This is a genomic window from Gemmatimonas sp., from assembly GCF_044345575.1.
Taxonomy (GTDB): domain Bacteria; phylum Gemmatimonadota; class Gemmatimonadetes; order Gemmatimonadales; family Gemmatimonadaceae; genus Gemmatimonas.
Window position 1 is genome coordinate 1 of the sequence record NZ_JBIJAW010000011.1, and the last position, 26,785, is coordinate 26,785.

Sequence of the window (26,785 nt, forward strand, 5' to 3'; positions counted from 1 at the left end):
GCGCCCGGTCCGATTCGGCCGCATTCGACAAGGTGACCGAGAAATCCCGTCTCGTGCGCGGAGCCCGCATCGTGAACCGCGACACCGCGCAGAAGTTCACGCTGGTGGGTGATACCATCGACATGTTCAGCAAAGCCCGTAAGCTCGAGCGCGTGGTGGCGCGCCACAAGTCGGTGGCCACGCGCACCGATCTGGTGCTCACGGCGGAGGTCATCGACGTCCGCCTCAAGGACCAAGAGCTCGAGGAAGCGTTCGCGTTCGGAGCCGGTCGCGCGAAAGCGACGACGCCCCAGCAGGATGTCGTGGCCGACTCCATGCGCATCCGCCTCGCCGCCAAGCAGGTGCGGGAAGTACGGGCCGTCGGGGACGCCATGGCGCTCGGCAGCCCCGACTCGCTCAAGATCACGACGACGGACAAGGACGTTCTGCGTGGTGACAGCATCTTCGCCTTCTTTGACAGCACGGCAGGCGATACCGCGAAGCCCGAGACGACAGGGCTCAATACGACTGCCAAGGCCGACACGAATGCCGGACCCAAGGTGAAGGAGATCAGGGCGCTCGGGAACGCCAGTTCGCTATTCCACATCGCGAGTGCCAAGGGGCGGCAGACGCCGCCGTCGATCAACTATGTGCGCGGGGTGCGCATTTTCGTCAATTTCGACACGGGTGCCGTACGTGACGTGCGCGTAGATTCCGCAGCGTCGGGTGTGTATCTCGAACCGGCGCCCGACAGTCTTGCAGATACCCTCCCCGCCCGGCCGGCCAATCGCCGAGGGCAGGGAGGCGCGCCACCTTCGGGAACGCCCCCGGCTCGACCGCCCCGTCGTCCGCCGCCGTCGTCCCCGGAGCCACAGCCGCTCGCCGTTCTCTCTCCCGCAGACTCCCGTCGTCGTCCATGACCGAATCGTTCGCGCCCCGTACGCCTGCCACCGCCACCGACGCCGTGTCGATGGTGGAGCGCGCCGTACACGGCGATCGTTCGCTGGCCATCGTGATGGGGGCCATCCTGGAGGGGGGCGACATGACCGGCGCCGTGCCGCTCACGCTCGTGACCCGGCGCTACATCGAGGGGAACAGTGATGGCCGGCCACTCGCTCCAGACGAGGTGCGCGGCCACTTGTTGGCGGCACTCCTGCCGCGGCTGGCCGCCGGGGGCGTGATCGAGCCGCTCGCGGCGAGCGATGCTGCGGAAGCCACCGTGCAGGTCGTTCCCGCGATATGGGCCGCCATCGACGAGGTGCGGGCCGATCTCGCGCGAGCGATGCGCTCCACGGGCGAGCATCGGGCTGCGAGCTCCCCGTCGGAGTCGGCCCCCCTCACCAACGCCTCGGTCCTGTCGGCCGACAAGTTGGTCAAGATCTATCGCGGTCGACGAGTCGTGAACGACGTGTCGGTGCGAGTGGCGCAAGGCGAGATCGTCGGACTGCTGGGCCCGAATGGCGCTGGCAAGACGACCACGTTCTACATGCTGGTCGGCCTCATCGCCCCCCAGACCGGCGCCATCAAGCTCGACGGTGCCGAGATCACCAAGACCCCGATGTACGAACGGGCGCGTCAGGGAATCGGCTACCTCTCGCAAGAGCCGTCGATCTTCCGCAAACTCACCGTCGAGCAGAACATTCTGGCGATCCTCGAAACGCTCGACCTCTCGGCGGCGGAACGGAAGGAACGACTTGAAATGCTACTCGACGAACTGAGCATCAAGCATCTGCGCAACAGCCGTGCGTACCAACTCTCGGGAGGCGAGCGTCGCCGCCTCGAGATCACGCGCGCGCTCGTGACGCAACCGAAGTTCATGATGCTTGACGAACCGTTCGCCGGCGTCGATCCCATCGCGGTGCACGATATCCAGCAGATCGTGGCCGGGCTCCGCCATCGTGGGATCGGCGTGCTCATCAGTGACCACAACGTAGAGCAGACGCTCGACATCGTCGACCGCGCGTACATCATGTACGACGGTGTCGTGAAGGTATCCGGGACCGTTCGTGAACTGGTCTTCGATGATACGGTGGCGGAGATCTACCTCGGACCGACGCTGTCGGCCCGACTCCGCGCCCGCTTCGCGGAAGCAGACGAAGGGGTCCGAGCGCAATGAAGACCGGGCTGCAGCAGAACGCGGGACTCCGGCAGGAGCTCAAGGTCAATCCGCGCCTGTATCAGGCGATGGACCTGTTGTACATGCCGCTCCTCGATCTGCAGCAGCACCTCAAGCAGGAACTGCTGACGAATCCCTTCCTCGAGCTCGTTGAACCGGACGAAGAGGACGACGATGCGCCGGATGCCGAGGATACCGCGTCCGAGGCGCAGGATCTGACGGAACCCGAAACGTCAGCGGAGCCGGAACCGGAGAAGTCCGGCGATGACGAAGTCGACTGGGAGGCCGTCCTCCTCGACGGGTTCGAGACGGGTGGGCAGCGCGAAGAGCATGAAGAACGCGAATGGTACGAGCCCGTCACGGTCGACACGAAGGATCTGTCCGACCATCTCACGGAGCAGCTCTCGCTGCTCGACCTGTCGCCGCGGCAGGCATTCCTGGCGGATGAGTTCGTTGGCAACATCAACGACGACGGCTATCTGGCGTGCCCCCTCGATGAGATCCAGCGTGGTGTGAACGAGCTGCTCGAGCGCGAAGCAGAAGAGCGGGACATCGACGCCGACGTGCCGGTCTTCTCCGACGCCGAAATGCTCGCCATGCTGCAGATCGTACAGGATCTCGATCCCCCGGGCGTGGGGGCGCGGGATCTGCGAGAGTGCCTGCTGCTGCAGTTGCGCGCGGCAGGGCAGCGCGACGCGTTGGCGTACCGGCTCGTCGAGGAGGCGTTCGAGGAGCTCATCGCGCATCGCTGGAGTGAGTTGTCGAAACGCTTCGGCATCAGCGCGCAGGACGTGCAGGGGGCGGCCGACGACATCGCGAAGCTCGATCCCAAGCCGGGGCTGCGCTTCAGCGCAGGCAGCGACAACTACATCATTCCCGACCTCGTCGTCGAAAAGATCGATGGGTACTACCACATCTTTCTGAACGACGGCAATCTCCCCCGCCTCAAGCTGTCACGCACGTATCAGGAGATCGCGCGCGACAAGAAGCGTTTCGACGCCGAAAGCAAGGACTTCATCGCCAGCAAGCTGAATTCGGCGAACTGGATGATTCAGGCCATCGAACAGCGGCGCCAGACGATGCTGAAGGTCATGCACTACATCGTCGATCGCCAACGCGAGTTTTTCGAGCGTGGCGTCCAGGCCCTCAGGCCGCTCACCTTGCGCGAGGTGGCCGAGGCCGTCGGCATGCACGAGTCCACGGTAAGCCGTGTCACCAACGAGAAGTTCGTTCAGACCCCGCGTGGGGTGCTCCCCCTGAAGTTCTTTTTCTCGTCGGGACTCTCAACGGCTGACGGCGATGACGTCTCGGCACGCGGCATCAAGGATCAGATCGAGAAACTCGTAGCCGGCGAGGATCCCAAAAACCCGCTCACCGATCAGGCGATCGTGGAGATCCTGCAGCAAACCGGCGTCCAGATTGCGCGGCGCACCGTCGCCAAGTACCGTGACCAGCTCGGCGTGCTTCCCGCCCGCATGCGCAAACGCGTGTGAGCCGGGAGTACGTTGCTCCGTACGATTCCGCTCGTTGATTTCGCCCTCTCCGTATGGCTGTGAGCACTCGTCCCCATTCCGTGGCTACGCGTCCTGCCGATCGACCGGCCGTGGACGTCAGTGTGCTCGTTCCCGCCAAGGACGAAGCCGGTAACCTCGCGCTGTTCATCGAACTGTGCGCCGACATGGTCCGCGCGCAGCAGGCGAGCTATGAAGTGGTGGTGGTCGATGACGGGTCCACCGACGGCAGCTGGGCGCTTCTTCAGGAACTCCGTACACAGTACCCCTTCCTGCACCCGGTGCGGCACCGCGCGCAGCGCGGAATCGCCGAAGCGTTGCGCACCGGCTACCTGCACGCGCGTGGCCAGGTGCTGGTATTCTATCCGGCCGACCTGCAGTTCAAGCCGGAGGACATTCCGAGCTTGGTTGGGCCCATTCTGGCTGGCGAGTCGGACATGGTCACCGGTTTCAAGCAGGGCAAGTACGAGAAGGCGTTCGTGTCCCGCATCTATAACGGGCTGAGCCGGTCGCTCTTCCATGTCCCGGTGCGCGATCTCAACAACGTGAAGGCCTACCGGCGCGAAATCATGGCGGCGCTCCCCATGCGCCCCGATTTCCATCGCTACATGATCGTGATGGCGGCGGCGCAGGGCTTCACGGTGACCGAGGTGCCGATTCCCCTCTACGCCCGCCACTCCGGCCGGTCCAAATTCGGCCTGTCGCGTATCCCGATCGGGGTGCTCGACATGCTGGCCGTGTGGTTCGAGCTGCGCTTTGGCCAGAAGCCGCTGCTGGCGTTCGGCATGCTCGGCGCTGCGCTGTTCGCGATCGGTGTCTTGGCCGGGCTCGGTGCGCTATCGTGGCTGGTGGTGACGGGGCAGGGGCAGCGCTGGGTGTGGACCGTGATCCAGACGTGCCTGGTGCTCGGCTCCATCTTCTTCGCGACCGGTCTGCTCGGAGAGCAGATCGCCCAGCAGCGTTCCGAAGTGCGCGAGATGCGCCGCGAACTTGGCGAGCTCACCGCCATGCAGATGGACGCTGCCGACCAGGGGACGACGCGCGACGACGCGCGCGAACACGCCTGACGTTCACGCCCGCTCGCGTGTCTCCCGCGCCTCGGGTGCTCTTCGTCACGCACAACGTGCCGCGGTACGAGGGCGATGCGGCGGGGTCCTTCGTTCTCCGGCTCGCCGTCGCCCTCCAGCAGCAGGGCGTCCGTGTGCATATAGTCGCGCCGGGAGCCGCGGGATTGTCCGAAACCGGGCAGCTCGAAGGCGTGACGATTGATCGCGTCCGGTACGCGAGCGACGCCCGCATGACACTCGCCTATACGGGTACGATGGCGGAAGCGGTCGCTGGCTCGTGGAGCGGCCGCATGGCACTACTGCAACTGCTGGTCGCCACGCGCCGTCACGTGCGCCGCTGCCTCGATGACGCGCGTCGCGCCGGCAATCCGTACGATGTGGTGCATGTCCACTGGTGGTTTCCTTCGGGACTCGCGCTGCTGAGAATGTGGCGTTCCGGCGATCCGCCCCGCGTGCTCACCATGCACGGTTCGGATGTTCGGCTGGCCGAGAAGAAACCGGTCGTGCATCCGGTGCTCCGGGCGGTCCTCGGCGAAACCTCTGTGCGAACAGCCGTCTCGAGCTGGCTGGCCGACATGGCGCACCGTCTCGCCCCCGATGCCCAGGTGCACGTGGCACCGATGCCGGTGGACGTCCGGCATTTCGGTGCCACCGTGACGGAGTCTACTGACATCGTTCGGCGCGGACTGCTGTTCGTGGGTCGCCTGAACGCACAAAAGGGGCTGGCAGACCTGCTGCGGGCCATGGCCTCGCCGCTGCTCAAGGAACAGACGCTCGTGGTGGTGGGCGATGGCCCGGAACGATCGATGCTCGAGGCGCTTGCCGAGGATCTGGGCGTCGCGCACCGGATCACGTGGCGCGGCATGCTCCCGCAGGCGGCGCTCGTGGCGTTGTACCGCAGCGCCCGCGCGGTGGTCATGCCGTCGCGCGGTGAGGGGCTGGGGCTGGTGGCCGTCGAGGCCCAGTTATGCGCCACGCCCGTCGTGGCGTACGCAGACGGTGGGCTGGTCGATGTGGTACGCCCGAACCATGGCGGAACCCTCGTGCCGTGCGGCGACGTGCAGGCGCTAGCCGAGGCGATCGCACGTGTCACGGGATCCGCGGAGACAATTGCGCAGCTCGGCGCCCTCGCCCGTACCGACATGCTGCAGCGGTTCACGCCGGACGCGGCTGCGACCCATTACGGCGTCCTGTACGAGCTCGCCGTACGCGCTCGGCCGTCAGCGATGGCGGCCCCGTGAGCCTGGTGTCCGTCCTGCGCAAGCCGCTGGTACGCTGGCTCTTGCTGGCGATCACCTTCGGCTTCATCGCCTGGGGGCTGTCGCGCCAGTGGACCGAGGTCGAGCAATCGGTGCGCTCGCTCGACATCCGCTGGCCGTGGGTGCTTGCCGCCAGCGGACTCGTGTTGGCGACCTACGCCATGCTCATCCAAAGCTGGCGGATGCTACTCGCCGGATGGGGTGGCCATCTGCCGTACGGTAAGGCGGCCCAGATCTGGACGGTCGCGAACCTCGGCCGCTATCTCCCCGGGAAGGTGTGGTCGATCACGGCGCTCGGCGTGCTGTCGTCGCGCGCCGGCGTCTCCGGGGTGGCGGCAGCCGGCGCCTCGGTTCTTGGGACCCTACTCAACATTGGCGCCGGCTTCGGCGTCTCGGTGATCTTCGGCGGTCCTCTACTCGATGCGGTATCGCCCGGCCTGCAGCGCGTCTCGTTGGTAACCGCCGTCATCTTCGTGCTCGGCGTGCTAATGCTGCCGTTCCTACTCCCTCTGGTGCTCGATCGCTTTGCCCGATGGCGCGGCCTCCCCTTGGCCGAGCAACATCTGCGAAACCGCGATGTCTGGAGCGCAGCCCTGCTCAACTCGCTGGCCTGGGTGGGCTACGGAGTCGCGTTCGCGTGCTTCGCGCGCGGAGTCCTGCCGCTTACCCCCAACATAACCGTGTACATCGCGGTGTACGCCGCTAGCTATCTGGTCGGCTTTCTAGCGCTTTTCGCCCCCGGCGGCATCGGGTTCCGCGAACTGGCGCTCAGTGCACTCCTGGTCGCCGGCGGCGCCGCGGGGCAGGGGGATGCCGCGGTACTCGGCGCCACATCCCGTATCTGGTTGACCGTGCTGGAGGTGCTGCCCGGGCTCATCGGCCTGCTGCTCATGACCCCGAAAGACCGGGCCGATCTGTCCCAAGGGACGTCGCGGTGAAAAAAGCACACGCCCAAGACGCATCGGGCTACCAGGTGCGACTATGTTTCGCCGACAGCCGAACGCCGTATGCGGCGGGGGGCCGTGTCCACCTCACTCTGAGCGGAGTTGACCTGTCGGCGAGTGCCCGTGGCGCGCTCCCTGTTGCGCCCGTTGACCGTCGACAGCCTGTCGCATGATGACTCGTATGCAAACCCCGGCTCGGGGATCACTCGCGTTCGGCGAACGCGGCGTGGTCATCGTGCCGACCTACAACGAAAGCGAGAACGTCACCAGAATCGTCCCGCGCATCCTCGAGCAGGATCCGCGGCTCGACGTGCTGGTGGTCGACGACAACTCCCCCGACGGGACCGGTCGGCTCGCCGACGAGCTGGCCGCAGCCGATTCGCGGGTGCACGTGCTGCACCGCGCTGGAAAGGAAGGGCTCGGCAAGGCGTACCTCGCCGGTTTCCGCTGGGCGCTGGACCGCGACTACGCGTACATCTTCGAGATGGACGCCGACTTCTCGCACGATCCGAATCATCTGCCAGAGTTCCTCGCAGCCATCCACGATGCGGATATCGTGCTCGGGTCGCGATATCGCGATGGGAAGGTGACCGTGGTGAACTGGCCCATGACGCGCCTCATCCTGTCGTACGGTGCCAACATCTATGCCCGTGCCATTACAGGACTTCGCCTCGGCGACGCGACAGGTGGCTTCAAGTGTTTCCGACGCGAGGCCCTGGCGGCCATTCCTCTCGATCAGGTGCGCTCCAACGGGTACGCCTTCCAGATCGAAATGAGTTTCCGGGCCTGGAAGCGCGGTTTCCGCATCGCGGAGATCCCGATCGTGTTCCATGACCGCACAGAAGGGGAGTCGAAGATGTCGAAGCGCATCGTACGGGAAGCCATCTGGATGGTGTGGCGCCTCCGCTGGTGGGGCATTACCGGTCGCTACTGATGAACCAGACACTCAGCGGACTACCGTTCACGAAGATGACCGGTTCGGGGAACGACTTCGTGTTCTTCGACGGCCGTGAAGTTCCCCTCGAACGTGTGACACAACCTGAGGCGATACGTCGTATCTGCAACAGGTACAACGGCATAGGATCTGACGGCATGGTGGTTCTCGAGCCGGTCACGGGCACGGCCGATGTCATCATCCACTTCTACAATCAGGACGGGACGGCGGCGGATCTCTGCGGGAACGCCACCTTGTGTTCGACCGCGCTGTCGGTCCAGCTCGGCATGGCGGCCGCATCCGGCATGCGCCTGAGCACCGGGGCGGGGCTCATTACGAGCCGGCTCAGCGGCGAGCACGGTACCCCAACCTTGCCGGAAATCGATTTTCAGCCGGTTACGGACATTCGTCCGGACATCGCGATTGCCCCGGTTTCCGGCGAACATCGACTGGGCTTTGCGATCGCCGGTATTCCACACGCGGTGATCCTGTGCGACGACGCCGAGCAGGTGGACGTGGCGGGGCGCGGCCCGCGGCTGCGCTGGCATCCGGAAACCGGAGCCACGGGCGCCAACGTGAACTGGGTCTCTCGGCTTCCGGACGGCCGGTGGCGCTATCGTACGTTCGAGCGGGGCGTGGAAGGCGAGACATTGGCCTGCGGAACGGGCGCCGTGGCGACCGCGGTCCTGCTGCGCACCTGGGGGCTGACCACAGACGAACTGGTGACCATCGTGTCGAGTTCGGGCCGGAATCTCGAGGTTCGCCTGCGTCCGCTGGCTGCGGAATCCGGGGCGGGCGGCTACCGGCCCACGCTCCGCGGCGAAGGGCGCGTGGTGTTCCGCGGGGTCACCGGCGACCTCTGAATCGCGGTCAAATTGCCTCAAGAACGGCGCCCAATTGGCGCCGTTTTTCTTTGGTACCCAATGCCATGGGAATATCGCCTGATTGAATGTGGACAGGTGGACAGAAACTGATTTCGTGACCGTGTGGCCACGAACCACCTCACCGGCTTCAGCTCAAGTCTATATTACACAGAGACTTACAGACTCTTCCCACATGCCGGCCGGAATTCTACCACAAGGTTTCCCACAGTTATCCACCAGCATAAGTTTACATAACATGTATTATATGCATATTATCCCGATATGGAAGCCACCCAGCTGGCCTTATGGGAGCCCTATACTGCTCCATCACTGGCGTATCTCGCCGCACATGCAAAAAACCGGGCGGATCCCTGTGGGATTACCGCCCGGCTTCGTGTAGAATCGACCGCCAGAAACAACCGCGGTGATTACTTCTTGGCGACCAGTTCGCCGACGCGTACGTTCGCTTCCTGCTGGATCGGCTCACCGTCGAGCTTGGCGAGATCTTCCCAGATCTTGAGCGCGTCCGCGGTCTTGCCGGCCGTTGCCAGGCTCCGCGCCTGGCTCGCCTGATGGCTGTACTTGTCCGATTTGAACTGCGAGGCCGAGGCGGCCTTCGCGTAGTGCTCAGCCGCCTTCACGAAGTCCTTCTTCTGCTCGTACCCCGAGGCGATCAACGCTTCGATGGTCGGCTTGAATTCAGCCGAGCTGCTGCCCAGCGCCTTCTCGAGCGCCTTAAGGCCGTCGTCGATCTTGTTCTGGTCGAAGAGTACCTGCGCGAGCAGCACGGCGGCCTGTTGGCCAGCGGCGGTGCTGGCGTAACGGGTGGCCACGTTGCCCAGCGCCTTCTCAGCCTCCGGCAGTTTCCCCTGCACGTACGGCGTCTGCGCCTCATAAAGTGCCGTCGACGCCTTCTCGCGGGTCGACGCCGTGCTGCTCCGGTACAGCATGACCGCCGCCGCGGTTGCGGCCACGGCGCCCACCGCCATCAGAATCGGCTTGCTGTTCACCTGGAACCAGGTGGTGACCGACTCGATCGGATCGTCGCTCAAGGAGGCCGAAGAGCCTGCTGCGTTACGGGTCGACTGCGCCATGCGGATATGCCAACGGTGAAAGGTGGGGTGCGGACTACAGCCCGATAACATAGCGTATTGCGCCGCGGCAAGGCACCCGCCTCACCCCCAAAGTGCCCCCGAGAGGATTCGAACCTCCGACCAACAGTTTAGGAAACTGCTGCTCTATCCAACTGAGCTACGGGGGCGGAATAATCGGCGTCACGACGCGCGACGGAGCGCCTAACTATACAAAAATTCGATCAGAACGTCAGGATCGCCGACACCTCGCGGCCGGGCATCAGGGATCGCCCCCCGAGGAACCCGAGCTCGACCAGCACCGCGACCCCCTGCACCTCTCCCCCAAGCCGCTCGACCAGACGGCAGGTCGCCGCAGCGGTGCCCCCGGTGGCCAACACGTCGTCTACGACCAGCACGCGCGGGCGTCCGCGCGCCGCCACAGCGCCCCCGAGTGCCAGCGCGTCCTCGTGCATTTCGAGCACGTCGCTCCGATACTCCAGGGAGTATTCCTCGCGCACCGTGTGCCACGGCAGCTTCCCCGGTTTACGCGCCGGCGCAAAGGCAATACCGAGTTCCAGCGCCATCGGCATGCCGAACAGGAAGCCCCGACTCTCCACAGCGACCACATGGGTGATGCCGGCATCGCGGAACGGCGCGCACATCGCCGTCACCACCTCACGCATCAGCAGCGGATCGGCGAGCACGGGGGTGATGTCCTTGAACAGGATCCCGGGCTTCGGAAAGTCCGGAACATCGCGCAACGCCTGGGCAACACGCACGCGCAGGTCGTCAGTGGGAGTGGGCAGCGTCATACCCGCAACTTATCAAGGAATCGCCGCGAACGGACTCGGGCGCTCGCCGGTACGCGCCGCCGCTTAGCGCAGCTTGACGCCGAGCAAGGCCGCGAGCGCCGCGACGAGCGCTGCCGGTTCGCCCATCCGCGGGTCATACGACGGAAGTGTGAGCTCGCCCGCGCGAACACGACGCGCCAGCAATTCCAGCGCGTGCGCCGCCTCTTCCGCCGTCGACTCCACCGCGGGGAGCTCCTCCGGTGCCGACCGCGTCAACGCCACGCTGCGGAGCCGCTGGGCCTCGTCCTGCGCCGCGTGGGCGCGCTCGGCCCACTGGTCGCTCTCCGTACTGATAGCGCCATTCTCGAGTGGCGTGTGCCCCGAATGCCTGATGGGCATGATGTCCATCAGATCGTCGTCCCGCCACTCGGAGAGGGGAGCGAAGACGACGGAGTCGACGGCGTCACCGTTCCCGTCAGGGGATCCGTCGCGGGCCCCCTGCTCGTCCAAGGCCGTTCGCAGCGCGCGGAACTCCGCCGCGGCTTCATCCAGCGGCCACTCATCCACCGTAACCGGTGGCGCCTCCACGATCTCCACGTCCGACCGGGAGGGGATCAGCGGAGAAACCGACGCGACGGCCTCAACCTCGGCCTCAGCCTCCGCCTCAAGCTCCGCCTCAACCTCGGCCTCGGTTCCATCAGTCAGCGCCGCCATCGGCAACGCCGGCGTACTCGCGAGGAACGCGTCAATCCACGGGAGGTGGACTTCAGCCACGTGGATGAGCTGCGGCTCGACCACCCCCTCGTCCGCCACGATCTCCTCGCCAGCGGGCGTCGCGACAGGAGGAATGTAGAGGGGTGGGCGAATCACCGGCGACGCGATGGGGGTCCGCCGTAATGGTCGATAGGGCGGAATGCTCACCGGCACCGCCATCGCCTCGCCTCCCATTTCCGGCGCGACCTTCGCGCCGACGACGCTCGGAAGCGGCTCGGCTTCCGGTCGCGGCTCAGCGGCCGGCCGCTGCGCGAGCGGCACGAACGGTCCCACCCGCACGGCCGCGCGCGTCTCCCCCGCACCGTACACCGGTCCCGCGTACGGCGGAATCACCCGGATAGTCGGCGCAGCAGCGGAAGGCGACGGCGCAAAGGAGGGAGCGGACATTGCTGGTGGGGACAGTGGTGCGCGATATGCGACTCGACGAACACTCGACGCGGGCGCCAACCGAAACCTTCGTGTTTCGAGGGCGAAATTGAACGACCGTCAGACGGTGCGCAATTCCGGATGAGGAGTACCGCGGTCTCCCCGCCGGATTATCCAGGCCAGCCCTGCGCTCCAATCAAAGGGACGAAGCGGACGGGGGTGATGTCACGCCGCTCCAACTGCCCGCCCCGCTTGATGTACAGCGTGAGCATCTGGTCGTCCTTGTCACCGATGGGAATGAGCAGGCGCCCTCCCTCTGCCAACTGCTCCTCGAGCGCCGGCGGCACATGCGGGGCCCCCGCGCTCACCACGATACCGTCATAGGGGGCGTACTCGCGCCAGCCCAACGTGCCATCGCCAAGCGAGAGCGACACGTTCCGCGCGTTGGCCTGCTGCAGCATGCCCCGCGCGCGATCGAGCAGGTCACGATAGCGCTCCACGGAGAACACCTGCGCGGCGAGTTGCGCCAACAGGGCCGTCTGGTACGCCGACCCAGTGCCGATTTCGAGCACCTTCTCGCGCCCGGTGAGCATGAGCTGCTCGACCGCGCGCGCGTGCACATAGGGCTGCGAAATTGTCTGCCCGCTGCCGATAGGCAGTGCCGAATCCTCATAGGCGCGATGGCGGACCGTGGGCGGAACGAACAGATGACGCGGTACGCTGTCGATGGCGCGCAGGAGGGCGAGGTCCTTGATGCCCTTGTCCTGCAGCGCCTCCACGAGCCGGCGGCGGGCGCCCCGGAACTCGGGCTCTACGGGGCTTGCCACCAGTCCGTCGCCGTGTTGAGGATGTCGCGATGGGTGAGATCGAGATGGAGCGGCGTGACCGAGATGTAGCCGTCGTGCACGGCGCGGAAGTCGGAATCCTCCGGTCCGCTCCATTCGACACTGCCGCCGCCGATCCACAGGATCTCACGCCCCCACGGATCCTTCATCTTCGTGATCGAGTCACTGAACACGCGCCGGCCCAAACGCGTCAGACGGACGCCCTTGATCTCGGGGCCCGGTACGGCCGGCAGGTTCACGTTGAGCAGCGTATCGCGCGGAAACGTCTTGAGCTGCATGAGATGTGACACGAGCGAGCGGATCTGCGGAACCTGCGTCTCAAGCATCGCATCGGCGCGCAGCAGACTCCCGGCAAAGGAGAGGGCGATGGCCGGAATCCCCAGGGCCAGCCCTTCCATGGCAGCGGCCACGGTGCCGCTGTAAAGCACGTCCTCACCCATGTTGGGACCGTGATTGATCCCGCTCAGCACGAAGTCCGGGCGCACGTCGAGCAGCGCCTCACACGCCAGCATTACGCAGTCCGTGGGCGTACCATCCACCTGCCAGCGCTTCTCACCGAGACGCACGGGGCGCAGTGGATGATGCAGCGTAAGGGAGTGGCTGGTGGCACTCTGCTCCCGATCGGGAGCCACCACATGGATGTCGCCGAGCGGCGTGACGGCCTGCTCGAGAACGCTGAGCCCCTTGGCGAGAATGCCGTCGTCGTTGCTGAGAAGGAGGCGCATGGATGAGTAGGAATGTCAGCGTGTGGTGTCGTCGAGCAACGCCTGCAATTCGGCGAGTTCGCGCTCGATGCTTTCGAGAGCTTCCACTTCCAACGCGGCACGCGCCGCCGGACGGAGGGAGCCTCCCTTGCGATGCTCATCGAGCTTCTGGCGCGCCCCGTCGATCGTGTACTTCTCGGTGTAGAGCAGATGCTTCACGAGCAAAATCAGTTCCACTTCGCGCCGCGAGTAGACGCGATTGCCGCTGCGATTCTTGGCCGGATTGAGCAGCTTGAACTGACTCTCCCAATACCGGAGCACGTGCGGCTTGAGCTCGGTGAGCGAACACACGTCACCGATGGAGTAGAACTCCTGCACGAGTTCACCACGCGCGGCGGCCATCGTCAGTCGCGCTCCGGACGAAGTTCACGGGCCATCAGTTCGGCCACCGCATCACGCGGGGCGCAACCATCGAACAGGATGCGATGGGTGGCGTCCACGATGGGCATTTCCACGCCCATCTTGTCGGCCAGTGCTTTCGCGCTCTGCGTGTTCAGCACCCCCTCGGCCACGCTGTCCTTCCCCGCCAGGGCCTCGTCGAGCGTCTGCCCCTGCCCGATAGCCACGCCCACGGCACGATTGCGCGAGAGAGCCCCGGTGCACGTGAGCACGAGATCGCCCAGACCCGCGAGCCCCGCGAAGGTGTCGGGCTTGGCACCAAGTGCCACCCCCAGTCTGGTCATTTCCGCGAGGCCACGTGTGATGAGCGCCGCTCGCGGATTGAAGCCCATCCCGAGCCCATCGAGAATCCCCGTCGCCACCGCCATCACGTTCTTGAGCGCCCCGCCCAACTCCACGCCGACCACATCGTCGCTGGTGTACACGCGGAAGGCCGACGCGCTCATGGCCGCCTGCACGAGCTTGGCCGCCGCGTGATCGGCGCACGCGGCGACCACCGCCGTCGGCTGCCCCATCGCCACCTCAGCGGCGAAGCTCGGTCCGCTTACCGCAACAACCGGGTGCCCCGGCGCCGCCTCCGCCACGACGTCGGTCATCAGCGCGAGAGTCTCGCGTTCGATGCCCTTGGTAGCCACCGACAATACGGTGCCTGCGGCGATGTGCTGCGCACAGCTGGCGACGACCGGACGCAGCACATGCGATGGGGCGGCGTACACCACAAGCGTGGCGCCGCGCAGTGCCGTGGCCATATCGCCTTCGGCGACGAGCGATGGCGCCAAAGGAATGTTCGCGAGGAATCGCGGATTCTCATGGCGCGTATTCACGGCCTCGACCACGTCGGCCTCGCGCGCCCATAGCACCGTGTCGTGTCCGTTGCGCGCCAACCGATCGGCGATAGCCGTGCCCCACGCCCCGCCGCCAATCACGGCGCAACGCAACGGTGCCGCCTGAGTCGTCGGAGTCACGCCGCCCCTCCTGCCTGTGCCGGCTTATCGCCGCCGATCTTTCGTTCGTTACCGCGCATGAGTCGACCGATGTTCTCACGATGCGTGTAGAACACGAACGCCGCAATCACAATACCGACGATGCTGAGCGGCGTCACGGCGCGCGCCTGCACCATCATGGCGACCGGCAACACCACGGCGCCTATGAGCGAACCGAGCGACACGTAGCGCGTCAGCGCCACCGTCACCGCGAAGGCCGCCATGGCGCTGGCACCGGCCACCGGCGCCAGCGCGAAGAAGACGCCGCTCGCGGTGGCCACGCCCTTCCCGCCCCCCTTCCCCATCAGGAAGATGGGCTTCACGTGGCCGACGATGGCCAGCACACCGAGTGCCACGCCCCACGGCCACCCGCCCTCGACACCGACGATGCCGGGGAGCAGCGCCGTCGGCAGCAATCCCTTCAGTCCATCGACGAGATAGACCAGCAGCCCCCACTTCCAGCCAAGTGTCCGGAACACGTTGGTGGCGCCCAGATTGCCGGAGCCAACGGTGCGCAGATCGACACCGTTGGCCTTGCCGACGAGGTAGGCTGTGGGAAACGACCCGGCGAGGTAGGCCACGCCGAGCGTCCAAAGCGGGAGATCAAGTCCGGTCACTATTCTTTCTTCGCAGAATGATGCGCAGCGGCGAACCGGTGAAACCCCACTTTTCCCGGAACCCGTTGTGCAGGAAGCGGATGTAGTGCTCGGGAATGGCTTCCGGGTGATTACCGAACACGGCAATCGTGGGCGGCTCGATTTCCACCTGCGTCGCGTAGTTCAGCTTCACCTCACGCCCCGCCGCCTGCGGCGGCTGACGACGCGCGACCATCTCCTCGAGCGCATCGTTCACCTGCGACGTCGTAATGCGACGCGTGCGCTGCTCCTGCACCTCGAGCACGAGGTCGAGCGCCTTGGTGACGCGCTGCCCGGTTACTGCGCTGGTGAAGAGGAACGGCACGAACTTGAAGTACGGCGCCTTCTCCACGGATTCCTTGCGGAACTTGTCGGCACTCTTGTCGGTCTTGTCCTCGTACAGGTCCCACTTGTTGATCACGAGGATAAGGCCGCGTCCCGCTTCCCACGCCATGGTCGCGATCTTGAGATCCTGATTCTGCAACCCTTCCGTGGCGTCGATCATGAGCACGCACACGTCAGACGAATCGATGGCCCGGCGGGTGCGCAGCGACGAGTAGAACTCCACGCCGTCATCGATCTTCGACTGGCGGCGCAAGCCGGCCGTGTCGACGAAGATGAGGTCGGTCTCCTTGTAGCGCATCGGCGCATCGATCGCGTCGCGCGTGGTGCCCGACATGTCGCTCACCACGAGGCGATCTTCGCCGAGCAGCCGGTTCACGAAGCTCGACTTGCCGACGTTGGGGCGGCCGATGACCGCCACGCGGATGGCTTCGGGGCGCTCTTCGTTGGTCTCGGGGATGGCGTTGACCACCGCATCGAGCAGATCGCCGGATCCCTTGCCGTTGCTGGCCGACACCGGATACACGTCGGTCACACCGAGCCGGTAGAACTCGTAGAAGTCGGTGCTCTCGGGATTGTCGACCTTATTGGCCACCATGAGCCACGGTTTCTGCGAATTGCGCAGCAGATCCATGATGCGCGCGTCGCTCGGATGCACACCGACTTTGGCGTCGCACACGAAGAGCATGAGGTCGGCTTCCTCGATCGCCTCCATGACCTGCCGGCGGATCGCCACGTCCATGGGCAGGTTTGAGTCCTCGACCAGCCCACCGGTGTCGACGAGCCAGAACGAATGCCCCGCCCACTCGGCTTCGCCGAAATGACGATCGCGCGTGGTCCCGGCCTCATCGCTCACGATGGCCGTGGCCTCGCCGATGATGCGGTTGAAGAGGTGTGACTTGCCCACATTGGGGCGTCCAACGATGGCGACGACGGGCAGGCTCATAACTGGGAATCAGGCAGCGGGAACGACCGCCGCATCCCCTTCGGGCACGAGCGCGTCAATGAAGTCGTACGAGGGATAGACGGGCATGGGCAGCGCCTCGCGTACGGCGATGAACTGCTCTTCGTCAAGAAAGAGCCCGTTGTCGTTGATGCACTCTGCCGGAATGAGCGCCATGTCGAGATCGGTGCGATCACTCAGGGCACGGCGGATGTCGGCCCCTACCAGGAGTCCGGCCGTCGTGGTGGTCGGACCGAACAGCGAGTTTTCTGTGGGAATCAGAACGAACTCGGCCCCCGTAGCCTCGGTCAGCTGCGCGAGCAGCTCCGGCATGAGGGGGGCCATGGAGGTGCCGGTGACCACACCGATGCGGCGGCCGTCGAGACGCGGCAACTGCGACAGCCCGTCGCGCACGCGGGCGCGCAGCGAGGTGACCGCCCCCACGCCGTTCTCGATCTGCGAGAACTCGCCGTAGTGCTCCTCATCGGGGAGCGCCTCGCCGGCCAGCAGGTACAGCTCGTCGGAACCGAACACCCAACGATCGCCGCGCTCCTCGAGCGCCCGCTCCTCCCATCGGTGCACCGCGTCGAGCAGCGTGCCCGCTGCGGTCTCGTCCATGGGCTTGCCCGTATACAGATGGGAGAACTGTGTCACCCCCACCGGCACGAGCGCCACCGACAGGACGGCCTCGTCGAGATTCCACAGATCGGTGAGCGACTGCTCGAGCACCTCGCCGTCATTGAGCCCGGGCACGATCACCATCTGGCAATGGAACTGGATGCCCCCCTCGGCCAGCCGCGTGAGCTGCTCGAGGATGTTCGGCACGCGCGGGTTGTTGAGCAGCACCTTGCGCGCCTCCCACGGGGTGGCGTGCACCGACACGTAGAGCGGGGACAGGCGATACTCGAGGATGCGCGCAATGTCGCGCTCCTTCACGTTCGAGAGCGTGGCGAAGTTGCCGTACGCGAACGACAGGCGGTAGTCATCGTCGCGGATGTACAGCCCCTTGCGCAGCCCTTTGGGTAGCCCCTCGATGAAGCAGAACTCGCAGCGGTTCGCGCAGCGGCGCACCGTCGGCGGCGCCAGCTCCACCCCCATGGAGTCGCCCGGCTCGCGCTCGATCTCGTACTCCACTTCACTGCCATCGGGCAGTCGCGCCGCTACCACAAACGACTCGTCGGCCGTCAGGAACTCCCAATCGAGGAAGTCCTCCAACGGCCGTTCGTTGACGGCGAGGAGTTCGGTGCCGGGGACGATGCCGACCTGGTCGGCAATGGTCCCCGGTTCGACAAGCGTGACGCGAACCATGACCCGGGACGAAAACGGGGAAGCGGCCCGGTGGCCCTCCCCCGATAACTCAGACGGGCGGCAACGGATGCGTCGCCGCCCACCTGAGAAATACTAAGAGGCGTGAGGTCGGAAGTCAATCAAATTCATGGACTTCGGTCGTTCGAAACACGCCACCTGAGCACGCGCGGGTCACGCCCGATACGACGCGCCGCTCCCCGTATTGAAGACCACGACCTCGGCGTCCGCCTTCACGCGACCGGCCGCCACGGCATCGCGCAACACTGCCAGCGCGCAGCCATCTTCCGGGGCAGCGTCGATCCCGGTGGCCGTCGCCAGACGGTACGTCCACTCACGGATCGCTTCTTCGCTGGCTGTGGCGGCAACACCATTGGTCTCCCGCAGGATGCGCAGCACCAACCGATCCCCTAACGGGGAGGGGACGCGCAGCCCGCTGGCGTACGTCACCGGATCCACCCACGGCTCCGCCTTCTCCGCCCCGGCATCAAAGGCGCGCGCGATCGGCGCACACCCCGCCGCCTGGGCGACCACGTACTGCGGTTGCACCCGCTCGCCGGAGAGCCAGCCGCCGGCCGACAGCTCCTGCAGCGCCTTCCAGATGCCCACGGTGCCTTCGCCACCACCCGTGGGATACACCACCACATCAGGCACCCGCCAACCGAACTGCTCGGCGAGTTCGAAGCCCATCGTCTTCATCCCCTCCACGCGGTACGGCTCGCGGAGCGTGGAAATGGCAAAGAAGCCCGACTCGGCCGCATACGCGAGCGAGAGCTTGCCCGCGTCGCCGATGTGCCCGTCGATGCGGATGAGCTCCGCCCCAAAGGCCTCGATGGTATCGAGAATCGGGCGCGGCGTCGTGCGCGGCGCGTAGACGCGCACCTTTAGGCCGGCCGCGGCACCGTACGCCGCGAGCGCCGCGCCCGCATTGCCGGCCGTTGGCACCACGATACCAGGGACCCCTGCCGCCTTTGCGCGCGTCACGGCCGCACTCATGCCGCGGGCCTTGAACGAGCCGGTGGGGTTCTGCGCCTCATCCTTGATGAACAGCTTGCGCACCCCCACCGCGGCGGCCAGCGATGTCGACTCGATGAGCGGCGTGAGCCCCTCGCCGAGTGAGACCGGCGCCTCACCCGCCAACAGCGGCATGAACGGCGCGTAGCGCCACATGTCCCAGCGCGGCGCGAGCGGGGTCCCCGAGGGGACCGGCTGATAGCGGGCGAAGAGTGGCTGGCCGCACGCAGTGCACAGCGAAGCCCGTTCAATGGCAGCTTCGGTATCGCACGCTGAACAGCGAAGGGTCCAGGAGGCAGTCGTCATGCGTAGGGTTCGGGCGAGGACGGGAGGGAAACCGGTGGGGGCACCGGCGATTCGGACAACGGGACTTCGGAATCAGGCGATACGGCTACAGCAGAGCCGGAAGACGGTAGCGCCTCGACCCCGAGTGAGGCCAGGACTTTCCGCGCCGACGTTTCGCCGAATCCCGGAACCTGGGCGATCGCTTCGACCGACGCCTCCTTCACGCCCTGCACACTGCCAAACACGTGAAGCAGCGCCCGCCGCTTGTTGGGGCCGATCCCCGGAATCCTGAGCAACTCTGATGTGATGGTACGCGCCGCGCGCTTCTGTCGCTGAAACGACACGGCGAAGCGATGCGCCTCGTCGCGCGCCTGCTGCAGCATGCGCAATGCCGGCGACCGACGTGGCAAGCGCACCGACTCGCTACGTCCGGGGAGGAAGATCTCTTCCTCCTTTTTCGCCAAGCTTATGAGCCCGATCTGCGTCACCCCGAGGGCATCGAGGGCCTCTCGCGCGGCGCCCAGCTGCCCCTTGCCGCCGTCGATGACGGCCAGATCGGGGAGCGGCTTCTCCTCATCCAACCGCCGACGAAAGAACCGCGTGACCACCTCGTGCATCGAGCGGAAGTCATCGTTCCCCTCGAAGATCTGGATCTTGAACTTGCGGTACTCGCTCCGCTTGGGGCGCGCGTTCTCGAACCACACGGCACTCGCGACCACGTCGGTGCCCTGCGCATGCGAGATATCGAAGCACACCAGCGACCGCGGCAGCCGCGGCAGTCCGAGTTCGCGCTGCAGCTCGTAAACCGGATCGGCCGCCCGCTCGTCCGCCTCGAGCGAGGCAAGCTTGAACTCCTCGAGCAGGTGCTGGGCATTCTTGTCGGCGAGGTCCACGAGCGCGCGACGCGGACCGCGCTGGGGCACACGGATACGCGTCCCCTCCAGCGACGCCTCGAGCGTTTCTCGGTCGTCGAACTCGAAGGGGACGAGCAGATCCGCAGCACGGGCATCTGCCGTGCGATACCACTGCGAGAGCGATGCCCCGAGCACCGCCCCGTCGTCTTCGCCTTCCGCGTGTTCGAGGAGGCGATGATCACGCGCGAGCAACTTGCCACCACGAATGCGCAGGATGACCACGCAGGCGTCTTCGCCATCTCGCGCGTATCCCACCACGTCGCGATCGCCGCCCTCCACTTCGAGCACCACCGTGGGCTCTTCCATCTTTTCGAGATGGCGCAAAGCATCGCGCAGTTCGCCGGCCCGTTCGAAGTCGAGTCGTTCGGACGCCTCGAGCATGCGTTCGCGCACATGGCGAATCACGTCACTCGTGCGCCCCTCGAGGAACCACACCACCTCGTCGATCATGGCGCGGTAATCCTCGGCACTCTGATACCCCACGCACGGCGCCTTGCACCGCTTGATGAAGTAATCGAGGCAGGGACGCTCGGGCGCCTCGCGCGGGAGGGCATAGTGACACGAGCGCACGGTGAAGATGCGCTTCACCACATTGAGGGCCCGACGCATCGATCCCACGTCGGTGTACGGCCCGAAGTAGCGCGCCCCATCCTCCTGCAACCGGCGGGTCACGATCACGCGAGGAAACGGTTCCTGTAGTGTGACCTTGATGTACGGATACGACTTGTCGTCGCGCAGCGCGATATTGAACCGCGGCCGGTACTCCTTGATCAGCGTGGCTTCGAGAATGAGCGAATGGGCTTCACTCGGTACCACGATCGTGTCGAGATCGCGCACCTTGCGGAGAAGGCCACGCGTCTTCGGGCTCGTCTCGTGATCCTGCGCCCAATAGCTGCGCACCCGCGACCGCAACCGTTTCGCCTTCCCCACGTACAACACGGCACCGTCCGCGTCCTTCCAGAGATACACGCCCGGTGATTCCGGCAGGTGGGGTAACCGCCGCGCCACGGCGAGCGGCATTCCCCGCGCCAGAGCTGCGCGGGTCCACTCGTCGTCGGGCACCGGCAGATCATCGATCGACTGCGCCGCCGTGGTCTCCACATGGCGCGCGTCGTCGGCGCTCATGGTTCCCCCCCGCCCTCACGACGCCGACGCACCGGACGCCGCACCCAACGCGCCGCCTCGGCCGATCCCATCCACCACGCCGTCACGAGATACGTCGCCGCGAAGACCCCGAGTACGGGGAACGCCGCCAGACGCACGTGCAGGCCGGCCGCCCAGTGCTGATGCACAGCGCGCGCGGCCGCACCGGCCAGCCCGGCCGCACCTGCGGCCAGCACGATACGCCGGGTGCCCTCCCACATGGCGGGCGTGTACAGCGTCCCCAGCCGCTCCCTCAACCCTCGCGCCAGCACCACGAGGTTCATGTACGACCCCAAGGCCGACCCCACGGCAATCCCAGCCGTCGCGTAGGGCGAATCACGAAGCGGCACCGCAATACTCACGGCAGCAACAGCCGACACCAGGATGCTCAGCATCGACGCCCGAAGCGGCGTGCGATAATCCTGCATCGCATAGAACGCCGAGCCGAGCAGCTTGACCGATCCGAAGCTCACCAGCCCCACGGCGTAACCGGCCAGTACGGTATGGACCACGCGCTGCTCATCGGCACCAAAGCGACCGGCACGGTACAACATGCCCACGCAATAGTCGCCGAGAACGATGAACACGACCGCACTCGGAATCACATAAAACAGAATCCGCTGCCAGCCGCCACGCAGCTTCTCCCGCAGGGCATCGAGCGCCAGCGCCCCGGAATCCCGCGAGAACTCGGGCAACGAGGCCGCGGCCACCGAGACACCGAAGAGCGACACCGGCAGCAGCGCGAGCGTATTGGCGTAGGTGATGTTGGTCGCGGCACCGGCCGGAAGGAACGACGCGATCTGTAGATCCACCATCCCCGAGATCTGCACCACCCCCAACGCGGTGACCACGGGCGCGACGTTCCGGAGCACCTGCTTCACCCCATCATTGGCAGCCGACAACGTGGGGCGGAGCGGTCCCGCGAGCCGCAGGACTTCAGGGAGCTGCGCGGCCACCTGCAGCAACGATCCGGCCAGTGTCGCCCACGCAAGCCACACCGACAGTTGCTCGGCATCCGCAGCCCGAGGGCCGCCGACGAGCAGTAGCGCGATCTGGGCGATGGACCACATCGCAGCACTCGCATAACTCCAGAAGAACCGACGATGCGAGTTCTGGATGCCGAGGCACCAACCACTCAGCACCATCACGCCGGTCATCGGGAACAATACCCGTGTCAGTCGCGTGGTAAGCGCGCGCGTGGGTTCGTCGAATCCCGCCGCCAGCGCGGCGGTCAGCCAGGGCGCGGTCGCGATCCCGACAAGGGTCAGCACACTCACGGCCGCGAGCAGCAATCCCAACACCGCGTTGGCCAGCGCGCGCGCCGCAGCCTCATCATTCCGGCCGAGCAGTCGGCTGTACACAGGGACGAACGCCGCCGACAGCGTGCCCTCACCGAGCAGGTTGCGCACTGCGTTGGGGATGCGAAACGCCGCGTTGTAGGCGTCGGACGCCGCGCCGGCGCCGAAGTAATAGGCGAACGCGGTGTTGCGCAGCAAGCCGACCAGCCGACTGATGAGAATGCCGGCCGCGACGACGAACGCGGCGCGTCCGCCCCTTCCTTCAGTCATGCGCGATCACGAATCTTCGCGCGGTCCGCCCACGAGTTCGCGCGCGTGCGGCGCCGCCGCTTCACGAACGCGTTCGAGCAGTCCGGTGCCGTACCGCGCCAGCAACGGCACGAGATTCAACACGCGCTCGGGTGACTTCCCGTCGGGACGCAACGCGGCGCGCACAGCCGCAACATCACGCATGGCCTCGTGCTCGAGACGCTTGACTCCCGCCAGCAGCCGTCGCTCGAAGCGATCGATGCGGTGCGAGAGATCACGCGCGAGCCCCTGCACCACCTCCTCCGCAACCGGCGCGTCATCACCGCCGACGACCTCGCGGATGGCCCGAACCTGCGTCTCCAGCGCCACCCGCAGCCGCTCCATGCTGTCAGCAACCGTCTCGTCGAGTTGACTGCGCGCCACGACACGTTCCGCCGCGTGCGGGTCGCGCAGATCGGCGTCGGCAATACCGAGCCGCTGCTGACGCGCGATCATTTCGGTCTCCACGACCTCACACGCGAAGCGCGGGGCCACCACCGGCACCGCCGCGCCAAGCGCGCGCGCCACCGGCTCCACCTGCGCAAAGTAGGCGAACTCACCGGGGCCCGCGAAGTAACACGCCGTCGGCAGTAGACGCCGCTCGAGCACAGGCCGAAGCAATACATTGGCGCCCAGCGCGCCCTGCTCCGCCTCGCGAGCTGCGCCGGCGGCTTCGGCAATCGGCACCCGCTCCCGGACACGGACTACCGCGCCGTGGCGATCGACGGTTCGCGTGCGGAAAACGAGCGAGAGACCATCGACTACGTCGACCTGCGGCGCATGGCCGGCGCGTTCGATGTCCTGCGCGCGTTCACGCAGCGCCTCGTGCACGGCCGGCGCCTGCTTCAACGCCTGGCGGAGAAAGGCATCGGCCGCCGTTCGCACGGCGGGTTGCGCCGCGTCGAGCACGGCGATCCCCAAGGGTTCCAGCATCGCGCGCAACAACTGCACGTAGGCCGCGCCAATGGTGGCGTGCGGCACATACGCCGCGTCCACGATGTCGAGCACCGATGTGTGCGCAGCCGAGCCGCAGGCGACCGCCAGCATGGCGCGGGCTTCGTCCAGACGCCCGAGGACGACGTCGCTCATCGCGATCCCCTCGGTGGCAGGACCGAGGAGCGACGCGGTCATCAACCCACGGGCCGTGGCCACCTGGGTAACCGCGGCTTCCACCCAATCGGCATCGTCGCTCGCGGCCCAGAAGACGGGCGCAACCGGCACGCCCACCGCCCGCTCCAACTCGTCGGCGAAAGCGAGCGCGCCCAGTGCCTTCGTCCACGTATACGCCGGGCCACCGAAAAGTCCCGGCTGCTGCCCGGTGGTAACGACCACCCCACGCGCCGCAGCCTGTGCGAGTCGCTCCGCCGCCGCCCCAGTGGCTGCGAACGCCGGCGCCAGCGTCGTCAGCCAATCATGGTGCGGCATGCTCTCGCGCACGGCCGCCACATGCGCGGCCCACGCCTCTGGTGTCAGGGGACGCGGCGCATACCAATTGGTGCCCACGGCCCCCGCCTGCAGCGCCTGCGAGAACGCGCTCCCGCCTAACGGGACGCGACGGACCTGCAGCGCGTCGTCGGCGCCCGACGACGGGCTGGCGACCGATTCCACCTGGGTGAGCGTCACGGACAGTTCATCGCGAAAGGTCACGGGTTACAGCGCCCCGCCGAAGCACCGGCAGGGTCACTTGTGGTACGGTTCACCGCGGCTGATGGTGCCAGCACGATACAACTGCTCGGAGAGCACCAAACGTGCAACCTCATGCGGAAGCGTCCACGGCGCCAGTGAGAGCCGTCGATTAGCTCGCCCGCGGACGGCCGCCCCAAGCCCATGTGCCCCGCCGATCACGAAGCAAACACTGCGCGCGGCATCTCGCTGCTCCTGCAACCAGCGGGCGAACGCCTCGGAATCCATCACGGTGCCCCCAGGATCGCAGGCCACCACGATGGCATCGGACGGCAGCCGCTCGGCCAATCGCGCGCCCTCCCGTTCCCGAACGAGTTCGCCCGGCAGGCCGCGCCCCGGCTCCTCCTTCACCTCGATCACATCGAGCGGCCAGTAGCGCGCCGCTCGCGTTTCATAGTCCCGAATGGCATCGGCCAGCCCCGAATGTCGAGGCCGGCCGATGACGACTACCGATACGCGCACCGCGCGAACCGATCAGGCGTAGATGCCGCGCAGGCGATGCACCGTGGCCACGCGGCTGATCGACAGCATGTAGGCCGCCGTGCGCATGTTCACCCGATGCTGCTTCGAAAGCTGCAGCACGTCGGCGAAGCTGCGCGTCATGATGTCGCCCAGACGCTCGTTCACCGTGGCTTCGCTCCAGAAGTAGCCCATACGGTCCTGCACCCACTCGAAGTAGGACACCGTCACCCCGCCCGCGTTGGCGAGAATGTCGGGGATCACGAAAATCCCCTTCTCGTCGAGGATGGGATCGGCGGCCGCGGTGGTAGGGCCGTTGGCCCCCTCGCAGATCACCTTCGCGCGGATCTTCGGCGCGTTCTTGGTGGTGATCACGTTCTCGAGTGCGGCCGGTACCAGCACATCGACCTCGAGCGTGAGCAACTCTTCCGGATCGATCGGATCGGCGCCGGTGAAGCCTTCGAGCGACCGATGCTGCTGCACATGCTTGATCGCCGCATCGACATCGATGCCTTTCGCGTTGTGGAACGCGCCGGCACGATCGCTGATGCCGATGATGCGTGCGCCCTGCTCCGCCATCAGCTTCGCCGCAATGGAACCCACGTTGCCGAAGCCCTGCACGGCCACCGTGGCCCCCTTGATGTCCATGCCGAGGTGCTGCAGCGCTTCCTTCGTGACGAGCATGCAGCCCCGTCCCGTGGCTTCCTTGCGGCCGAGCGACCCGCCCATTTCGACGGGCTTACCGGTCGTGACGGCATTCTCCGTGCGGCCGACATGCATGGAGTACGTATCCATGAGCCACGCCATGACACGCTCGTTGGTATTCACGTCCGGCGCCGGCACATCGGTGTCCGGGCCGAGCAACGAGATGATGCCCTTGGTGTAGCGGCGCGTAACGCGCTCGAGTTCGCCCACGCTCATGGACAGCGGATCGCAGATCACCCCGCCCTTGGCCCCGCCGAACGGCAGGTTCACCACGGCGCACTTCCAGGTCATCCACGCCGCCAGCGCCTTCACTTCTTCGAGCGTCACGTTCATGTCGAAACGGATGCCGCCCTTCGCCGGACCGCGCGACGTGTTGTACAAGACGCGATAGCCGGTGAACACTTCCACATCCCCGTTATCCATCATCACGGGAACGGACACGATGAGCTGCTTCTCGGGATTGCGGAGGATCTTGTAGATGCCGGGCTCGAGATCGAGCAGTTCGGCGGCGCGGTCGAAGCGTGACATCATCGCTTCGAACGGATTCTCTTCGTTGAGGAACCGGTCTTTGTCCGGACGAACGATGCTGTCCGTCGGCAGTCGCAGAAGGTCGAGGGCCATTGTCGGGGAGTCTGTTTACCGGATCAACCGGTGGTGGGATTCGTGGTTGCGCGCGCCGCCAGAACCCGGTGGCATTCCTGCTCCAGCACCTCGGCGCCTCGATCAATCACGAGTGTCTGAGAAACATACCAAAGGGGCACGGCTTCGCGAGGCCACCGTGCGGCAAGCTTCACCGCATCCTTGAGCGTGCAGAGCACGCCATCGGTGTGCCGGCTCTCCGAGACCAGCGTGGCCACATCTCTCTCGCCATAGTCGTGATGGTCCGAAAAGCGTACGTGACGGACGAGTTGCACACCCTGCGCGACAACCTGCCGTTCAAAAGCATCGGCATCGGCAATCGCGGACGTGAGCAGAAGGCGACGACCGGCGAGCCACCCCGTGTCGTACTCTTCCTGAGCGTTTTCAGAAACAGTCGATGTATCGTGTCCACGGAGCACCACGCGACGCACACTCCCCGGGACGAGCTGCACGCGTGCCACGGC

24 protein-coding genes, 1 tRNA gene and 1 pseudogene are annotated in these 26,785 nt (G+C 66.1%); 8 read left to right on the forward strand and 18 right to left on the reverse strand.

The window, feature by feature from the left end; all coding sequences use genetic code 11:
* The 8 genes and pseudogenes from ACIQ6O_RS01620 to dapF form a co-directional block, all read left to right on the forward strand.
* Positions 1–899, forward strand: a pseudogene (locus ACIQ6O_RS01620) (hypothetical protein); the annotation flags it as partial.
* Between the two features lie 362 nt (positions 900–1,261).
* Positions 1,262–2,095: an LPS export ABC transporter ATP-binding protein gene (gene lptB / locus ACIQ6O_RS01625; RefSeq protein ID WP_396206039.1), complete on the forward strand. Its 834-nt coding sequence runs from the start codon at positions 1,262–1,264 to the stop codon at positions 2,093–2,095.
* Positions 2,092–3,588, forward strand: a complete 1,497-nt coding sequence (rpoN, locus tag ACIQ6O_RS01630) for an RNA polymerase factor sigma-54 (protein WP_396206017.1) — start codon at positions 2,092–2,094, stop codon at positions 3,586–3,588. Before lptB ends, rpoN begins: the two co-directional genes overlap by 4 nt.
* An 80-nt stretch (positions 3,589–3,668) precedes the next feature.
* Positions 3,669–4,673 (forward strand): glycosyltransferase family 2 protein, encoded by a 1,005-nt coding sequence (locus tag ACIQ6O_RS01635; protein WP_396206018.1) that lies wholly within the window; start codon positions 3,669–3,671, stop codon positions 4,671–4,673.
* A gap of 17 nt (positions 4,674–4,690) precedes the next feature.
* Positions 4,691–5,914 (forward strand): glycosyltransferase, encoded by a 1,224-nt coding sequence (locus ACIQ6O_RS01640; RefSeq protein ID WP_396206019.1) that lies wholly within the window; start codon positions 4,691–4,693, stop codon positions 5,912–5,914.
* Positions 5,911–6,870: a lysylphosphatidylglycerol synthase domain-containing protein gene (locus tag ACIQ6O_RS01645; protein WP_396206020.1), complete on the forward strand. Its 960-nt coding sequence runs from the start codon at positions 5,911–5,913 to the stop codon at positions 6,868–6,870. Before ACIQ6O_RS01640 ends, ACIQ6O_RS01645 begins: the two co-directional genes overlap by 4 nt.
* A gap of 175 nt (positions 6,871–7,045) precedes the next feature.
* Entirely contained in the window at positions 7,046–7,810 is a 765-nt protein-coding gene (locus ACIQ6O_RS01650; protein ID WP_396206021.1) for a polyprenol monophosphomannose synthase, read from the forward strand.
* Between the two features lie 35 nt (positions 7,811–7,845).
* Positions 7,846–8,673 (forward strand): diaminopimelate epimerase, encoded by an 828-nt coding sequence (dapF, locus tag ACIQ6O_RS01655; RefSeq protein WP_396206040.1) that lies wholly within the window; start codon positions 7,846–7,848, stop codon positions 8,671–8,673.
* Positions 8,674–9,101: 428 nt separating this feature from the next.
* On the opposite strand, the gene ACIQ6O_RS01660 is transcribed toward dapF, so the two are convergent.
* The 18 genes from ACIQ6O_RS01660 to ACIQ6O_RS01745 all read right to left on the reverse strand — a co-directional run.
* Positions 9,102–9,725: a tetratricopeptide repeat protein gene (locus tag ACIQ6O_RS01660; protein WP_396206022.1), complete on the reverse strand. Its 624-nt coding sequence runs from the start codon at positions 9,723–9,725 to the stop codon at positions 9,102–9,104.
* Positions 9,726–9,860: 135 nt separating this feature from the next.
* Positions 9,861–9,934 (reverse strand) — tRNA-Arg (locus tag ACIQ6O_RS01665).
* A 54-nt stretch (positions 9,935–9,988) separates the two neighbouring features.
* Entirely contained in the window at positions 9,989–10,558 is a 570-nt protein-coding gene (locus ACIQ6O_RS01670) for an adenine phosphoribosyltransferase (RefSeq protein WP_396206023.1), read from the reverse strand.
* 63 nt (positions 10,559–10,621) lie between these two features.
* A complete protein-coding gene (locus tag ACIQ6O_RS01675) occupies positions 10,622–11,698 on the reverse strand; it encodes a hypothetical protein (protein WP_396206024.1) in 1,077 nt (358 codons plus the stop codon).
* A 149-nt stretch (positions 11,699–11,847) separates the two neighbouring features.
* Positions 11,848–12,507, reverse strand: coding sequence for a protein-L-isoaspartate(D-aspartate) O-methyltransferase (locus ACIQ6O_RS01680; RefSeq protein ID WP_396206041.1), 660 nt, complete (start codon positions 12,505–12,507; stop codon positions 11,848–11,850).
* The gene (surE, locus tag ACIQ6O_RS01685) at positions 12,489–13,247 is read right to left on the reverse strand and encodes a 5'/3'-nucleotidase SurE (RefSeq protein ID WP_396206025.1); all 759 of its coding nucleotides are present in this window, start codon (positions 13,245–13,247) and stop codon (positions 12,489–12,491) included. The genes ACIQ6O_RS01680 and surE overlap by 19 nt, the downstream gene beginning before the upstream one ends.
* 15 nt (positions 13,248–13,262) lie before the next feature.
* A complete protein-coding gene (locus ACIQ6O_RS01690) occupies positions 13,263–13,628 on the reverse strand; it encodes a MerR family transcriptional regulator (protein WP_396206027.1) in 366 nt (121 codons plus the stop codon).
* Positions 13,629–13,630: 2 nt separating this feature from the next.
* Positions 13,631–14,623, reverse strand: a complete 993-nt coding sequence (locus ACIQ6O_RS01695; RefSeq protein WP_396206042.1) for an NAD(P)H-dependent glycerol-3-phosphate dehydrogenase — start codon at positions 14,621–14,623, stop codon at positions 13,631–13,633.
* 23 nt (positions 14,624–14,646) lie between these two features.
* A complete protein-coding gene (gene plsY, locus ACIQ6O_RS01700) occupies positions 14,647–15,285 on the reverse strand; it encodes a glycerol-3-phosphate 1-O-acyltransferase PlsY (RefSeq protein ID WP_396206028.1) in 639 nt (212 codons plus the stop codon).
* Positions 15,272–16,591, reverse strand: coding sequence for a ribosome biogenesis GTPase Der (der, locus tag ACIQ6O_RS01705; RefSeq protein WP_396206029.1), 1,320 nt, complete (start codon positions 16,589–16,591; stop codon positions 15,272–15,274). The genes plsY and der overlap by 14 nt, the downstream gene beginning before the upstream one ends.
* A gap of 9 nt (positions 16,592–16,600) precedes the next feature.
* Positions 16,601–17,896, reverse strand: a complete 1,296-nt coding sequence (locus tag ACIQ6O_RS01710; protein WP_396206030.1) for a DUF512 domain-containing protein — start codon at positions 17,894–17,896, stop codon at positions 16,601–16,603.
* Positions 17,897–18,067: 171 nt separating this feature from the next.
* Positions 18,068–19,213: a threonine synthase gene (locus ACIQ6O_RS01715; RefSeq protein WP_396206031.1), complete on the reverse strand. Its 1,146-nt coding sequence runs from the start codon at positions 19,211–19,213 to the stop codon at positions 18,068–18,070.
* Entirely contained in the window at positions 19,210–21,231 is a 2,022-nt protein-coding gene (gene uvrC, locus ACIQ6O_RS01720; protein ID WP_396206033.1) for an excinuclease ABC subunit UvrC, read from the reverse strand. The genes ACIQ6O_RS01715 and uvrC overlap by 4 nt, the downstream gene beginning before the upstream one ends.
* Complete coding sequence (gene murJ, locus ACIQ6O_RS01725) at positions 21,228–22,817, reverse strand: murein biosynthesis integral membrane protein MurJ (RefSeq protein ID WP_396206034.1); 1,590 nt, start codon at positions 22,815–22,817, stop codon at positions 21,228–21,230. The genes uvrC and murJ overlap by 4 nt, the downstream gene beginning before the upstream one ends.
* A gap of 6 nt (positions 22,818–22,823) precedes the next feature.
* On the reverse strand, positions 22,824–24,482 hold the full coding sequence (bshC, locus tag ACIQ6O_RS01730; RefSeq protein WP_396206035.1) for a bacillithiol biosynthesis BshC: 1,659 nt from the start codon (positions 24,480–24,482) through the stop codon (positions 22,824–22,826).
* A 33-nt stretch (positions 24,483–24,515) separates the two neighbouring features.
* A complete protein-coding gene (locus tag ACIQ6O_RS01735) occupies positions 24,516–24,980 on the reverse strand; it encodes a 23S rRNA (pseudouridine(1915)-N(3))-methyltransferase RlmH (RefSeq protein WP_396206036.1) in 465 nt (154 codons plus the stop codon).
* Between the two features lie 12 nt (positions 24,981–24,992).
* A complete protein-coding gene (locus ACIQ6O_RS01740) occupies positions 24,993–26,303 on the reverse strand; it encodes a Glu/Leu/Phe/Val dehydrogenase (protein WP_396206037.1) in 1,311 nt (436 codons plus the stop codon).
* A 23-nt stretch (positions 26,304–26,326) separates the two neighbouring features.
* Positions 26,327–26,785 (reverse strand): tetraacyldisaccharide 4'-kinase (locus ACIQ6O_RS01745; RefSeq protein ID WP_396206038.1); only part of this gene is annotated, 459 nt, incomplete at its 5' end.